Below are 13,356 nucleotides of genomic sequence, written 5' to 3' on the forward strand. Positions count from 1 at the left end.
CGTTATTCGAAGTGAACCGAGGAAACCCGGCGAAGCAGGTCGAGCCACTCTGGCGGGCCGTTGTCGTCGCGGTGGTCCGGAAAACCGGTGTCCGCCCGCGTCCGGGACACCGTGTTTCGCGCCCAGGACCACCGCGACGAGCCCGGCCGGACCCGCGTGAAAACATGTCGCCATGAGTCCGGTCAGCCGTGCCCGCAAGAAGGCAGCCCAGCCCTCCACTCCGAGTGTGACGGGCCTCTTCAAGGACGTCCTCCGCGATTTCTCGACCCTGGGTGCCGAACCCGAGGTGCTCGACGTCGAACTGCTGACCTCCGAGGTGCTCGGCCAGTGGTGGGAGATCGAGGTCGAGGAGGGCGAACAGCCGCTCGGCATGGACCTCATCGCGTTCGCCGAGCGGAAGATCACGCCCGCCGCGGCCGCGTTGCTGGCCGGGTTGCGGGTCTTCGCCGAGACCGAGGAGGAGCGTGAGGCGGCAGGCGCGGCGCTGAACACGGTGCTGGCGCGGGGGATCCCGGAGCCGGAATGGGCGGGCGACCTGGCCGCGGTGACCGTCGGGGACTGCTGGCGGACCGGTGACGTCTTCGGTGACGAGTCCTCTCTTCTCTGTGTTTTCTCGCGCGGCGGTGTCGAGCACGGGCTGCTCGCGCTGGTCGACTTCACCGAGGGCGGCCGGATCCGCGACGTCGTCGTGGTCGACAAGCCGCAGGAGGTGCTGGCCGAAATGCGTCAGCAGGCCGCCGACGACCCGGAGCTGGTCACGTTGGAGCGGGTGCTGCCCGAGCGTGCCCACCAGCTGCTCGCGGACGGGCTGGCCGCGACTGACGTCGTCGAAGAGCCCGACGTCAGCGAGGACTACGCGCGGTTCCACGCGCTCGCGCTGGCCTGGATCCAGGCGCTTCCCGCTCCCGAACCTTCGCCCGAGGTCACCGAATGGCCCGAGCAGGTCCGCGAAGAGGTCGTCGCCGACTTCATCGGATCCGGGCTCGTGGACGACACCGAAGCGACGCGGTTCTACGCGCGCCTGCTCGTCGATCACGGCTGTGCGACCGAGCCGGGCAGCCCCCTGCGCGTCGGGCCCGAGAAGCTCGCCCGGTTCCTCGAGTCGCTGCTGGACGGCGAGGTGGAGATCGACGAGGCGTACGAAGACGCGCTGGAGCCCGCCGTGCTCGGGTGGGTCACCTGGGCCGCCGACCGCGCGGGCCTCCCCGAGGCCGCACGCGTGGCGCTGCTCGAGGGCGCGACCGAGTTCCTGGAGGAGTTCGCGCAGGACGAGGACTCCACGCTCGACGTCTACTTCGACGGCTCCGAGGGCATCGAGGACCCGGCCGACCTCGCGGAAGCCCTCGCCCGCCGGATGTTCGCCGTCCCGACGGTCTACACGGAGATCGGCGACGAGGAACTGGAACTCGAGCCCGCCGATCCCGAACAGCGTCGCCTGCTGGTGATCGGCGAACACCCCGAGTACCACGAGGCGCTGGCCGAGGAGACCTTCGACGGCGAGCCGAGGATGCGGCTGGCGCTCAAGACCACGATCGTCGACCAGCTCTGGGCCGACGAGCCCGCCGAGGTCTGGCAGGCCGTGCGGCGGCTGAGCGAGACCGGGCAGGAACGCGACGAGATCTTCGACCGCCTCATCGACGCGCTGTCCGCCCAGCTGACCGAAACCGGCGAGCACGAGATGGACTACGACGTCGACGACTACCGGAAGGCGCTCGGCGAACTCGCCTGACCAGCCGTTTCCCCGGCTACATCCTTGCCAACCCTCCTCGTTCCGTCTAGTCTGTCTAGATGGAAGCAGCAACCTGGCAAGTGCAGGACGCCAAGCAGCGGCTGAGTGAGCTGCTGCGCCGGGCCGCGGCGGAGGGGCCGCAGTTCGTCACCAAACATGGGGAAGAGGTGGCCGTGGTGCTGGACATCATGGATTACCGCAGGCTGGCCGGAGGCGGTGAAGCCGTCGATTTCAAGCTCGTGCTCTCCGGTGAGCAGCACCATCCCGAGTACGGGGAGGCGCTGGCCGACGTGCTGGAGGAGATCGCCGCCGAACGCGCCGAGGACCTGCCGAGAGATGTCGCGGAGGTCAGCGGGTGAGCTTTCTGCTGGACACGAACATCGTGTCCGAAGCTCGGCGCCGCAGCCAGAACCCCGGTTTCGCCCGGTGGTGGGGCGGGGTTTCGTCGAGCAGGCTCTATTTGAGCGTTTTGACCGTGGGGGAGATCGAGAGGGGAATCAGCAAACTCAGGCATCGAGGGGATCAGGACAGGGAACGGGTGGACGCGCTGGCCGACTGGCTGGCCGGGCTCACCACGCAGTTCTCGGAACGGATCCTTCCGGTGACCGCCGAAATCGCGGCCGAATGGGGCAGGCAGTACGCGCCGCGGAAAGTGCCGTCCATCGACGGGCTGATCGCCGCGACCGCCAGGGTCCACGAGCTGACCCTGGTCACCCGCAACCTCGCCGACATGGCCGGGCTCGGTGCGCAGCTGCACAATCCGTTCGACTGAGCCGTCTTCGCCCGGTGTTCAGCCCAGAGGTGCGGCCGGGGTGCCTTTGCTCTCCGTGACTTCAGGCTTCTTCCAACGGCGGTCCCCGCGGGCGTCGTCGAAGTCGACAAAGAAGGCGCCGACGGCCATGGCCACCAAGAGAGCGAGGCCGAGAATCGAGCCGATCCAGGTCAGGATGATCGAGAACATCGTGACCCTCCTCCCTGCTCAAGGTCCTTTTCGAGACCTCGTGAACCCCTGACACAAGGGTCGCGTCGGGGGGCTGTCGCCGGTATCGGCCAACCGGTTACACGTACTGAGCGTGGATCGGCCGATCGGCCGAGGGGCGCCGCCCGCCCGTGGCGGTGCGCGACCGGCTCGTACGATCGGCTCGCCAGTGGTGCGAAGGCTGGTCCTTGTGAGGGAACAGCCGGAATTCGCCCTGGTGATCGGGTTCCGGCTCCGTGATCTTGGAAGTCGTCGTGAACGCTCGCCGTGAGTAGAGAATCCGAGGGTGCCCGATCACGCAGGGTCGTGAGTCAAAGCCTTGCGGTCGCGTCCCGCCGCGAGTCGTCCATCACCTGAGCACGGCAAGTACGTAGCTGAGACACGGTCGGCCCCAGGGACCCGAAACACTCACGACAACCGCGGCCTGCGTCCATTGCCCGCGCAGCAGTACATGAGGGACCCCTTCTGCACCTATGCGCAAGGGTCCCGGCAAAGTTGCCTAACCGCTGGTCAAGTGGGGCTGGAGTGGCGGAGGCGGTCGTGAGTGTTAAGTGTCGTTCTAACGACCCAAAACACTCACGACACCCCCCACGTCAAGAGCGACACCGACCAGCGGCCATGCGACTTTGCCGGGCCCCTGGCGCCTAGGTACAGGAAGGGATCCTTCATGCACTGGGGACAGTGACCCGTCAGAGCTTGCGCAGGCGGACCCGGTTGATCGCGTGGTCGGCGTCCTTGCGGAGGACGAGGGTCGCCCTGGGCCGTGTCGGCTTGATGTTCTCCATCAGGTTGGGCTCGTTGATCGTGCGCCACAGGTGGCGCGCCTCGGCACGGGCCTCGTCGTCCGGGAGGCCGGCGAAGTGGTGGAAGTGTGACGCCGGATCCGCGAAGGCGGTGTGCCGCAGCTTGAGGAAGCGTTCGATGTACCAGCGTTCGATGTCGGTCGTCGGCGCGTCCACGTAGATCGAGAAGTCGAACAGATCGGAGACGGTGAGCCGGGGGCCGGGCTGGAGGACGTTCAGTCCTTCGAGGATCAGGATGTCGGGTCGCTGAACGACCTGCTCCTCGTCGGGAAGGATGTCGTAGGCGAGGTGCGAGTACACCGGCGCGCTCACCCGTTCCGCGCCGGACTTCACGTCGGTGACGAACCGCAGCAGCGCCCGCCGGTCGTAGCTTTCCGGGAAACCCTTGCGGTGCATGATCCCGCGCCGGACCAGTTCCGCACGCGGGTGGAGGAATCCGTCGGTGGTGACCAGGTCGACCCTGGGGTGATCCGGCCAGCGGGCGAGCAGGGTGCGCAGGATGCGCGCGGTGGTCGATTTGCCGACGGCGACGCTGCCGGCGATGCCGATGATGTACGGCACCTTGGTGCCCCGGCTGTCTTCGCCGAGAAAGGTGGTGGTGGCTTCGTACAACCGTTGCCGGGCCGCGACCTGGAGATTGATCAGCCGGGAGAGCGGCAGATAGACCTCGGCGACCTCGGCGAGGTCGACCTGTTCGCCGAGACCGCGCAGCCGCAGCAGTTCCGCGGCGGTCAGCGGCAGGGGAGTCGACCTGCGCAACTCGCGCCACTGCTCACGGTGCAGCTCGACGTAGGGACTGAGCTCACGGACCCGCGGCATCGCACACTCCTCGCCCGTCGCCAGCGCTGGCGCCGTACAAAACCGTGTTGACGAGTTCTCGGCGGGTGAACGTGCCTCGAACCGGATGAAGCCGCTTTAACGGTAGGGCTTACGGCTCGTGAACGCGCTGCGATGTGATGTAGCCCGCTTCGGGGCGTTACCGTCCGTGACGAGGACGGCCGGGGGTGAAGACCTCGTCCCATGCCGCGGCGACCTGCCGGGCGCAGGAGGCGGGCGCGACCCCGCCGACGCCGGTACCGAGTCCCGGCATCGCGATCGTGTGCACGAGATCACGGACCCGGCCCTGGTCGAGCCTGCCGTCGCGCCACTGCTGGAACACCGCCCTGGCGGCGAGGTACGGGTGCACGGTGTCGCGCGGGAGGCGTTCGCCGGGTTCCCGCATCGTCGGCGCGCTGATCAGCCAGGCGGGCTCCGCCTCGCCAGTGGGCACGATCACCGCTTGGCCGATCGGGAGCTCCCCGCCGTGGTAGGCGAGGACGGCGCTGCGCACGTTCTGCTCGACCTCGGGATAGGCGCGGGCGTAAACCGCGTCGATGCCGCCGCGCATCCAGCCGTAGGAGTTCGCGGGGCTGACGACGGCCTGCGCGACGACGTCGAGCACCGACCCGCGGTGCACGAAGACCCGGCCGTCCACGGTGTCGGCGACGGTGGTCCAGGCTTGCGCGAGCAGGTCATCGACGGCGCACAGCACCAGCTCCGGAGTGGGACGGTCGGGCAGGGGAGGAAACGAAGAGCCGACGTCGTCATGGCCGGTGTGCGTGCCCGGTTCGGCGGTCACGCCCTAAGCATGGCAAAAAAAGGCACCCGGCGTAACCGGTGCGCGTACCGGCTGTCCGAGTGAAAGTCGCCACTCGTGTCGTGCGTAATCTGGCGGGGTGTCACGGATCGCGTACTTCGGCCCCCAGGGAACCTTCACCGAACAGGCCGCGCGCCGGCTCGCCCCCGGTGAGGAGCTGATCCCCGCGGAGACCATCCCGGCGGCACTCGCCGCGGTGCGCTCGGGTGCGGCCGACGCGGCTTGCGTCCCGATCGAGAACTCCGTGGAGGGCGCGGTCACGGCCACCCTCGACAGTCTGAGCGAGGCCGAGCCGCTCGTCGCGGTGGCGGAGGTGCTGCTGCCGGTCCACTTCAGCGTGCTGACCCGGCCGGGGACGACCGAGATCCGCACCGTGGCGAGCCATCCGCACGCGCTCGCGCAGGTCCGGCACTGGGTCGAAGCGAACTTCCCCGGCGCGCATCCGGTCGCGACGTCGTCCACCGCCGCGGCCGCGGTCGCGGTCGACGCCGGCGAGTTCGACGCCGCCGTCACCGCGCCGGTCGCCGTCGAGCACTATCCGCTGGACGTGCTGGCCACGGAGGTCGCCGACGTCCGCGACGCCAAGACGCGGTTCCTGCTGGTCCGCGCGCCCGGCGTGCTGCCGGAGCCGACCGGGGCCGATCGCACGTCGATCGTCGCCGCCGCGACGAACCGGACGGGCGCGCTGGCGGAACTGCTCACCGAACTGGCGGTCCGCGGCATCAACCTGACGAAGCTGGACGCCCGCCCGACCAGGAACAACTTCGGCGAGTATCGCTTCTTCATCGACTTCGAGGGGCATGTGGCCGAGCCCCGGATCGGCGACGCGCTGGCCGCGTTGCGCCGCCGGTGCAGCAACGTGCGGTTCCTCGGCTCCCATCCGCGCGCGGATGGGAGCACGACCGAGATCGAGCAGGGTGCCGCCAACGACGATTTCACCGGCGCGATCGACTGGGTCGAGTCGGTACGGAAGGGAGTACAGGCGTGAAACTTCTCCTTGTCCGCCACGGCCAGACCGAGGGCAACGTGCGAGGAGCGCTCGACACCGCGTTGCCCGGTCCGCCGCTCACCGAGCTGGGTCGCGAGCAGGCCCGGGATCTCGTGACGCGGCTGGACGGCGAGCCGATCGTCGCGGTGTACGCCTCGCAGGCGGTCCGCGCCCAGCAGACCGCCGCGCCGCTGGCCGCGGAGCTCGGCTTCGAGGTCCAGGTGCTCGACGGTGTGCACGAGGTCGCCGCGGGTGACCTCGAAGGCAAGACGGACAAGGACTCGGTCACGACGTACATGAGCGTCGTGCGCCGGTGGACCCTCGGCGAACTCGACCCGCCGATCCCCGGCGGTGAGACCGGCGCGCAGGTCCGCACCCGGATGCTCGACGCGGTCGCCCGGCTGCGCGCCAAGCACGAGCAGGCCGACCCCGACGGCACGGTGGTGCTGGTGAGCCACGGTGGCGCGATCCGGCTTGGCGGCGAGTGGCTCGCCGGGAACGTGACCGCCGAGATCGCCAACCAGGGCCTCATCCCGAACACCGGCGTCGTCGAACTCGTCGCGAACCCCACCGGCTGGACCTGCCTCACCTGGGCGGGCGCCCCCGTCGAGGCCTGACCAGGAACGTTTGCCTCCACGCCCGCCGGGGAACACGCCCCACAAGATCGATTAACACCTTGTGGGGAATTAACCGGAGGAGCGCAACCCGCACGGCGGACAACACGTCTACTGATTGGTGGGTCACCCGGCAACGTCCGGCAGAGAGAGGCGAATGACCATGGTTCGTTCGAAGATGATCTCCATCGGCGGTCTCGTCGCGGGTACCGCCGGACTCCTGCTGTTCAGCGCCTGCGGCTCGCAGACCGCGCCCGTCGCGCAGAACACATCCGCGTCACCGTCCACTTCGGCGCCGGACACCTCGGTCGCGCCCAGCGCGAGTTCGTCGAGCCCGGCGCCGTCCCCGCAACCGGTCCAGCCGCCCGCGCAGGCACCGAAGAACGACGGGCTCTGCAAGTCGGGCGACGTCAAACTGTCGGTCAAGGACAGTGACGCCGCCGCGGGCACGGTGTACCGGAAGCTCGTCATCACCAACGCGAGCGGGCACTCGTGCACCATCCAGGGCTTCCCCGGCGTCTCGTACGTGACCGGAGCGGACGGCCACCAGGTCGGCGATGCCGCGTTCCGCGACGGCGAGAAGGGCGCGCCGGTCCAGCTCGGCAACGGCGAGAGCGCGGTCGCGGACGTCGGCTTCGTGAACGTCCGCAACTACGACGAGGCAGTCTGCAAGCCCACCGAGACCCGAGGGCTGCGGGTGTACCTGCCGCAGGAGACGGCGTCGAACTTCGTGCCGGTGCAGGGCCTCGGCTGCGCGGGGAAGATCCCCGGCAACCAGCTGACCGTCAGGACCGTCCACAAGGGCTAGGCCGTGTCCTGCAAGTCGTGTTCGCGGTCTCCGCGCCCGCACCGTCAGGAACCACCTGGATCACGAAGCCCATCGAACAGACTCACAGGACACGGGCTAGAGCTGGGTGCAGAGCTGTTCGGCCTGCGCCAGATGCCGATGACCGGCGATCTGGTTGAAGTGCAGGCTGAACACCATCCGGCTGGCGCCGTCGATGTGGTCGGCCAGCGGCCGGTAGGCGTCGTGTGCGGCGGCCGCCGCGGCGGAGAGTTCGCGGGCGGCCGTCATCCGGTGCAGGACTTCGGGGGCCAGTACGGCGACGGTCCGTTCGCCGGGCGCGGAGTCGGTGGTGTCCGGGATCGTGCCGACCCTGGCCAGTGCCCGGCACGCGTCCTGCGCGTCTTCGAGGGCTCCCGCGTTGACGCCCGAGAGCGCCCACAGCATGCCGATCACGCCGCCACCGATCACGAAACCGGCGACCGCGGTGAGCACTTGCGGGCGTCTGGAAGGTTCTGTCGTCCCCACGCCGGCCTCCGGCACCAGTGTCTGCTGCATCGCGGACCTCCCGTCACCAGTGGCGGTGATGGGCTATTTCAGCACCAAAGTCCTTTGTTTTCACCGGTCTTGGTGGAGAACCCGCACCTCCGTGGCCGATTCGTCACCGAAGGCTCCTCGGCGTAACGAGACGACTGCGAAACCGGCCACACCGAACAGCAGCAGCCCGGACGTGAGGAAGGTCCGGGCAGAGGAACCGAGGACGTGCGTCAGGACGCCGCCGAGCAGGGCGCCGATCGGGATCGCACCCCAGACGACGGTGCGCCACACGCCGAGGACCCGGCCGAGCAGTTCGCCGGGGACGAGCGTGTGCCGCGCCGTCCCGAGCACGATGTTCACCGCGACGACGGCCGCCGCGAACAGGCCGAACAGCGCCGCGCCCGCCACCGGCGAGGTCGTCAGGCCCATGCCGGTGAACGCCGCGCCGCAGCAGGCCGTGCCCCCGAGGAGCACCGCGCGCCGACCGGTCGCCTTCACCAGCCGCGGGGCGATGGCCGCGCCGAGCAGACCGCCGATGCCGCCGACGAGCGCGAAGAGCCCGAAGGCCGCTTCGCTGAGACGCAGGTACTCGATCGCGTACAGCACCAGCTGTGCCTGCGCGAGTTCGCTGACCAGGCTGATCAGTCCCGCGATGACGACCAGGCGCAGGACCAGCCGGTTGCCCTTTAACCAGCGGAAACCTTCCGCCAGTTCGGCGCGAAGGTCGGTGGTGCCGCCTTCCGCGGCCTTCGGGCGGTAGCTTCCGGCGAGGCCGATCAGCACGGCCGCCGCGATCGCGAAACCCACCGAGTTGAGCAAGAACGGGAACGTCGCGAAGAGCGCGAAGGTGGCGCTGCCGACCGGCCCGCCGAGGAAGGTCTGGCCGACGATCTCGCAGGCCTGGAGCTTGCTGTTCGCACTGTCGAGGGATTCCTTGCCGACGACCGCCGGAATGAGCACGTTCGCGGCGCTGTCGGCGACCACCTCCGCGACGCCGATGAGCAGGGCGGCGGCATAGACCGCCCAGATCGTCACCCCGCCCATCGCGACCAGGACGGCCGTCCCGCCGACGACCACCGCGCGGGCACCGTTCGCGAGGATCATCGCGCGCCGGCGGTCGATCCGGTCGAGGAGCGCGCCCGCCGGGAGCGCGAACAGCAGCCACGGCAGGAATTGGGTCGCGGAGAGACCGGCGATGAGCAGCGGATCGCGGGTCAGGGTGACCGCGAGCAGCGGGAACGCGACCTTGCCGATCCCGTCGCCGAGGTTCGACGCCGCGCTGGAGGCGAGCAGCCAGCGCAACCGGCGGTCACCCCTCCCGCGCACCGTCGACTCGGCCATGCACCGCCTCCCCAGGCATCCGCCGGCGCCGGCCGACGACAACGTGTCGAAAAGTTTAGCGGGGCTGTCGCCCAAAGTGGCAGGGTTGTTACACCGAGTTAAGAATCCGAAGAACTCCTGGTGCCCGACGCACAAAGATCACCGACCATGCCGCCTCCGGCGCGGAATCCGCCGCGGAGGAGCAAGGGACCTTTGCTATCGCCCGTCCACCGGCTCAGCCCCAGCCGAGTTCGTGCAGCCGCGCGTCGTCGATGCCGAAATGGTGGCCGACCTCGTGGACCACTGTGATCAGCACCTCCTCGACAACGTCCTCCTCGGTGTCGCACATCTGCAGCAGCGGACGCCGGTAGATCGAGATCCGGTCCGGCAGCACCCCGCCGTATTCGTGGGTCCGCTCCGTCAGGGCGACCCCGTGGTAGAGCCCGAGGATCGTGGGCGACTCCTCGTTGAACTCCTCCACGAGTACCACGACGTTGTCCATGGCGTCCGCGAATTCGGGCGGGAGCTCGTCCAGTGCCTCCGAAACCAGCTCTTCGAAGCGTTGCTGGGTCATCTCGACGGGCACGGGCTCACCCTCCGGTCTTCGGGGCCGAAGAGGATGCCGGCGGGCTCGTCTGGCCGCTCTCCGACGGCGGGGCGTCGCCCTTGCCGACCTTCACGCTCCCGGTGACCGGTGCGAGCCCCTTGTCGTCCGGCAGGACCGCCGCCACCTTGCAGTTCACCAGCGTCGACCCGGCGTCCCAGCTCTCCTGCTCGCGGACGTCCCAGCTGAGGATGAGCTTCTTCGCCGCCAGATCCGCGTTGCCGGTGTAGTCCTGCGCGGCCGTCGAGCATTCGGTGTCCAGCCAGGTGTTCTGCTGCTCCTGCGACGGGTAGCCGTCCTTGAACTTCGTCTTGAGGTCGATCGTCGCGATCATCTCGTACGAATGCGGCTGGGCGCAGTCGATGGGGTCGCCGAAGCTGTTGTTGAGCAGCGCGAGGCATGTGCCCGGCTCCCACACCGCCGACTGGTTCTGCTCCTTCGCCGGCCCCTTGGTCGGCTGGAGCTTGCCGCCCTGACCCGCCCATTGCAGACCGCAGCGCAACTGCCGGTCACCGTCCGCCCACTGTGCGGGCGTCGGCCGGAGCAGGTTCATGGTCAGCTTGCCGTACGGATCCAGGTTGCGGCCGAGATACGGCTTGACGTCGATGGTGCAACGGGAGCGGGAGATCTCCTGCCACTGCTCCAGGTTCGGGCTCGGTACCCCCGGCGGGTACTGCGTGCCGATGTCGACGATGCTGGTGACCTCGAACAGGTGCGCCTCCCCGCACGGCACGCGCCGCGCGTCGGTGGCGTCCGGGTTGTTCCAGGTCAGGCAGGTGCCCGGGGGAGATTGGAACGCTTCGACCGCGGCGGGGGACAGTTTGGGAGGGCCGCCGCCCGCACCGCCTTCCGGGCCTACATTCCACGAGAACGCCACACTCAGCGAAAGCGCGATGATCGCGCCCACGAACACACCGGCCATGACGAGCCGGGTGCGCAGGGTGCTCAGCGCGTTTCGCGGGTCACGGAACCGCTCGGCCTGTTGAGACATCCACTCCATGATGCCCGCGCCGCACGTAAGGTGCGCGTACCGGGTGGTTAGTGTTGGACACGGGTTCGTGGCGAGGGCGATTTACGGAGCTTCGATGACGCAGGATGACAACCAGGGGGCACAGCCGCCCCAGGAGCCGCCGAGGCGCGGCTCGATGCGCTTCCAGGACGACAGCACGCAGGCGCGCCAGCCTTCGCTGGCCGAGCAGCGGGCACGGCAGCAGGCAATGGCGGAGCAGGAGCGCCAGGAGGTGCTCCAAGCCGAAGCCGCTCGTGCCGCCGAGAAGAAGTCTTCGACCAAGAAGAAGATCCTGATCGGAACCGGTGTGACCGTCGGCCTGGTCGGCTTGGTCGCGACGTTCTACACGGTCGCGAAGCCGGACGAGGTCACGGCGGTCTGTGCCACCAAGGACACGGAGATCGTCCAGGACGACCAGAACTGCGACGAGAACTACGTCCGGTCGCACGGCGGTTACTCGTCCGGCGGATTCTTCTTCATGCCGATCGTCGGTGGCGGTTACAACAGCTACCGCTACAACTACGGCGGCTCCGGCCAGATCGGGCAGCGCGTGTCCGGCGGTTCGTACACCGCGCCGCCGGGGGCCAACGTCAGCACCAAATCGGGCAAGTCCGTCCAGCGCGGCGGGTTCGGCATCAGCGGCAAGAGCGGCAGCAGCGGTAAGAGCGGGGGCTCGTAGGTGTACCGGGATTCCAAGCCGCCCCGGCGGGACTGGCAGAACATCGTCGAAGAACAGGGCCTGGTCTTCGGCACCCCCGCCCGCGACGGCTCCGGCAAGTCCCGGCCGTACTGGGACGAGTCGGTCCACTACGTCTTCGACATGGACGAGATCCTGTCCGTCGAGGCGGACGTGGAGCTGCTGCACTCGATGTGCCTCGAAGCCGTCGACAACGTGGTGACCACCGAGCAGTACCACCGCTTCGGCATCCCCGAGTGGGTCTGGCCGCATATCGCGGAGTCGTGGAAGCGGCAGGATCCGCACGTCTACGGCCGCTTCGACCTGCGCTACGACGGCAAGAGCCCGGCGAAGCTGCTCGAGTACAACGCCGACACCCCGACCTCGCTGCTCGAGGCCGCCGTACTGCAGTGGCACTGGAAGACCACGGTCTTCCCCGAGGACGACCAGTGGAACTCGATCCACGAAAAGCTGGTCGAGCGCTGGGCCGAACTCGCCGAGAAGCTGCCCTCGAACGAACTGCACTTCACCTGGTCGTCCGCCGATCCGTCCGGTGAGGACCACGTGACGACGGCGTACCTGCAGGAGACCGCGGCCGAAGCCGGGCTCGACACCGTCGGCCTGTCGATCGAGGAGATCGGCTGGGACCCGGTGCTCAAGCGGTTCGTCGACCTCGAAGAAGCGCAGATGGCGACCGTGGTGAAGCTCTACCCGTGGGAATGGGTGGTCGACGAGGAGTTCGGCCGCTTCGCCGTCGAGACCATGCCGCGCACGCTGTGGGTCGAGCCGCTGTGGAAGATGATCCTCTCCAACAAGACGCTGCTCGCGCTCCTGTGGGAGAACTATCCGGGGCACCCGAACCTGCTGCCCGCCTTCGCCGACGACCCCGGTCTGCTGACCGAGTACGTCCGCAAGCCGAAACTCGGCCGCGAGGGCGCGAACGTGCAGATCGTCGCCACCGGGTACGAGACGCAGACCGACGGCGTCTACGGGGCGGAAGGGTTCGTCTACCAGGCGTTCGACCCGCTCCCGGAGTTCCAGGGTTACCGGCCCGCGCTCGGCGCGTGGATCGTCGGGGACCAGGCCGCCGGTCTCGGCATCCGTGAGACGGCAGGACTCGTCACAGACGACGGTGCGGCGTTCGTCCCGCATCGCATCGTCGAGTCGTGATAGAAGCAACCGCACAAACCTGACATTCCTGACTTCTGGAGAACCCCTGTGACCACCACCCTTGCGCTGTCCGACACGTTCGGCTCCGACCTCGTGCGAGGGATCGGCGCGATCCTGCTGTACGGCGTCGTCGGCCTGCTGCTGATGTTCGCCGGGTTCTGGGCGATCGACTGGACCACGCCCGGCAAGCTGGCCCAGCTGGTCAGCCGCGGCCTGCCGAACGCGGTCATCGTCACCGCGTCGGGCCTGCTGTCGATGGCGTTCATCGTCGTCGTGGCGATCGCGAACTCCGCCAGCGACCTGACCGAAGGCCTCATCACCTCGCTGGTCTACGGCCTGCTCGGCATCGTGGTGCAGGTGCTGGCCGTCCGGCTGCTGGAGTGGGCGACCCGCATCGACGTCCGCTCGACCATCGAGAGCGAGAAGTTCGCCCCGGTCAGCGTCGTGGTCGCGGCCGCGCACCTGGCCCTCGGCCTGGTCGTGGCCGTCGGCATCTCGTGACTTCTT

16 protein-coding genes are annotated in these 13,356 nt (G+C 68.7%); 9 read left to right on the plus strand and 7 right to left on the minus strand.

Features of this window, described 5'->3' with window-relative positions; all coding sequences use genetic code 11:
* Positions 1-172 precede the first annotated feature (172 nt).
* The 3 genes from DL991_RS02400 to DL991_RS02410 are packed head-to-tail and all read left to right on the plus strand — an operon-like array spanning position 173 to position 2,501.
* Positions 173-1,729 carry a DUF1841 family protein gene (locus tag DL991_RS02400; RefSeq protein WP_125780491.1) on the plus strand — a complete coding sequence of 519 codons (1,557 nt, stop codon included), beginning with the start codon at positions 173-175 and terminating at the stop codon, positions 1,727-1,729.
* Positions 1,730-1,788: 59 nt separating this feature from the next.
* Entirely contained in the window at positions 1,789-2,088 is a 300-nt protein-coding gene (locus DL991_RS02405) for a type II toxin-antitoxin system Phd/YefM family antitoxin (RefSeq protein WP_233598645.1), read from the plus strand.
* The gene (locus DL991_RS02410; RefSeq protein WP_125780493.1) at positions 2,085-2,501 is read left to right on the plus strand and encodes a type II toxin-antitoxin system VapC family toxin; all 417 of its coding nucleotides are present in this window, start codon (positions 2,085-2,087) and stop codon (positions 2,499-2,501) included. Before DL991_RS02405 ends, DL991_RS02410 begins: the two co-directional genes overlap by 4 nt.
* Before the next feature lie 18 nt (positions 2,502-2,519).
* Here the strand turns inward: DL991_RS02410 and DL991_RS42855 are convergent, their stop codons facing one another.
* From DL991_RS42855 to DL991_RS02420, 3 genes are all read right to left on the minus strand, one after another.
* Positions 2,520-2,690: a hypothetical protein gene (locus DL991_RS42855; RefSeq protein WP_199746198.1), complete on the minus strand. Its 171-nt coding sequence runs from the start codon at positions 2,688-2,690 to the stop codon at positions 2,520-2,522.
* A 707-nt stretch (positions 2,691-3,397) separates the two neighbouring features.
* Positions 3,398-4,330 carry a type I pantothenate kinase gene (gene coaA, locus DL991_RS02415; protein ID WP_125780494.1) on the minus strand — a complete coding sequence of 311 codons (933 nt, stop codon included), beginning with the start codon at positions 4,328-4,330 and terminating at the stop codon, positions 3,398-3,400.
* 157 nt (positions 4,331-4,487) lie between these two features.
* Complete coding sequence (locus DL991_RS02420; protein ID WP_125780496.1) at positions 4,488-5,129, minus strand: macro domain-containing protein; 642 nt, start codon at positions 5,127-5,129, stop codon at positions 4,488-4,490.
* Positions 5,130-5,226: 97 nt separating this feature from the next.
* Here DL991_RS02420 and pheA point away from each other — a divergent pair, with 97 nt between their 5' ends.
* From pheA to DL991_RS02435, 3 genes are all read left to right on the plus strand, one after another.
* Positions 5,227-6,135 carry a prephenate dehydratase gene (pheA, locus tag DL991_RS02425; RefSeq protein WP_125780498.1) on the plus strand — a complete coding sequence of 303 codons (909 nt, stop codon included), beginning with the start codon at positions 5,227-5,229 and terminating at the stop codon, positions 6,133-6,135.
* Positions 6,132-6,752 carry a histidine phosphatase family protein gene (locus DL991_RS02430; RefSeq protein WP_125780500.1) on the plus strand — a complete coding sequence of 207 codons (621 nt, stop codon included), beginning with the start codon at positions 6,132-6,134 and terminating at the stop codon, positions 6,750-6,752. The genes pheA and DL991_RS02430 overlap by 4 nt, the downstream gene beginning before the upstream one ends.
* 154 nt (positions 6,753-6,906) lie before the next feature.
* The gene (locus DL991_RS02435; protein ID WP_125780502.1) at positions 6,907-7,557 is read left to right on the plus strand and encodes a DUF4232 domain-containing protein; all 651 of its coding nucleotides are present in this window, start codon (positions 6,907-6,909) and stop codon (positions 7,555-7,557) included.
* A gap of 96 nt (positions 7,558-7,653) precedes the next feature.
* Here the strand turns inward: DL991_RS02435 and DL991_RS02440 are convergent, their stop codons facing one another.
* The 4 genes from DL991_RS02440 to DL991_RS02455 form a co-directional block, all read right to left on the minus strand.
* Positions 7,654-8,091: a hypothetical protein gene (locus DL991_RS02440; RefSeq protein WP_125780504.1), complete on the minus strand. Its 438-nt coding sequence runs from the start codon at positions 8,089-8,091 to the stop codon at positions 7,654-7,656.
* Between the two features lie 60 nt (positions 8,092-8,151).
* Entirely contained in the window at positions 8,152-9,411 is a 1,260-nt protein-coding gene (locus DL991_RS02445; protein WP_125780506.1) for an MFS transporter, read from the minus strand.
* Between the two features lie 214 nt (positions 9,412-9,625).
* Positions 9,626-9,976, minus strand: a complete 351-nt coding sequence (locus tag DL991_RS02450) for a metallopeptidase family protein (protein ID WP_007030570.1) — start codon at positions 9,974-9,976, stop codon at positions 9,626-9,628.
* 4 nt (positions 9,977-9,980) lie between these two features.
* Positions 9,981-10,985 carry a septum formation family protein gene (locus DL991_RS02455; RefSeq protein WP_125780508.1) on the minus strand — a complete coding sequence of 335 codons (1,005 nt, stop codon included), beginning with the start codon at positions 10,983-10,985 and terminating at the stop codon, positions 9,981-9,983.
* A gap of 94 nt (positions 10,986-11,079) precedes the next feature.
* On the opposite strand from DL991_RS02455, the gene DL991_RS02460 reads away from it, so the two are divergent.
* Genes DL991_RS02460 through DL991_RS02470 form a run of 3 tightly spaced genes read left to right on the plus strand, consistent with a single transcriptional unit; the run spans position 11,080 to position 13,350 of the window.
* On the plus strand, positions 11,080-11,682 hold the full coding sequence (locus DL991_RS02460; RefSeq protein WP_233598646.1) for a hypothetical protein: 603 nt from the start codon (positions 11,080-11,082) through the stop codon (positions 11,680-11,682).
* Positions 11,683-12,849 (plus strand): glutathionylspermidine synthase family protein, encoded by a 1,167-nt coding sequence (locus DL991_RS02465; RefSeq protein WP_125780510.1) that lies wholly within the window; start codon positions 11,683-11,685, stop codon positions 12,847-12,849.
* A 48-nt stretch (positions 12,850-12,897) separates the two neighbouring features.
* Positions 12,898-13,350: a DUF350 domain-containing protein gene (locus DL991_RS02470; protein ID WP_101611747.1), complete on the plus strand. Its 453-nt coding sequence runs from the start codon at positions 12,898-12,900 to the stop codon at positions 13,348-13,350.
* Positions 13,351-13,356: the final 6 nt, after the last annotated feature.

This window comes from Amycolatopsis sp. WAC 01375 (genome assembly GCF_003947325.1).
GTDB lineage: Bacteria > Actinomycetota > Actinomycetes > Mycobacteriales > Pseudonocardiaceae > Amycolatopsis.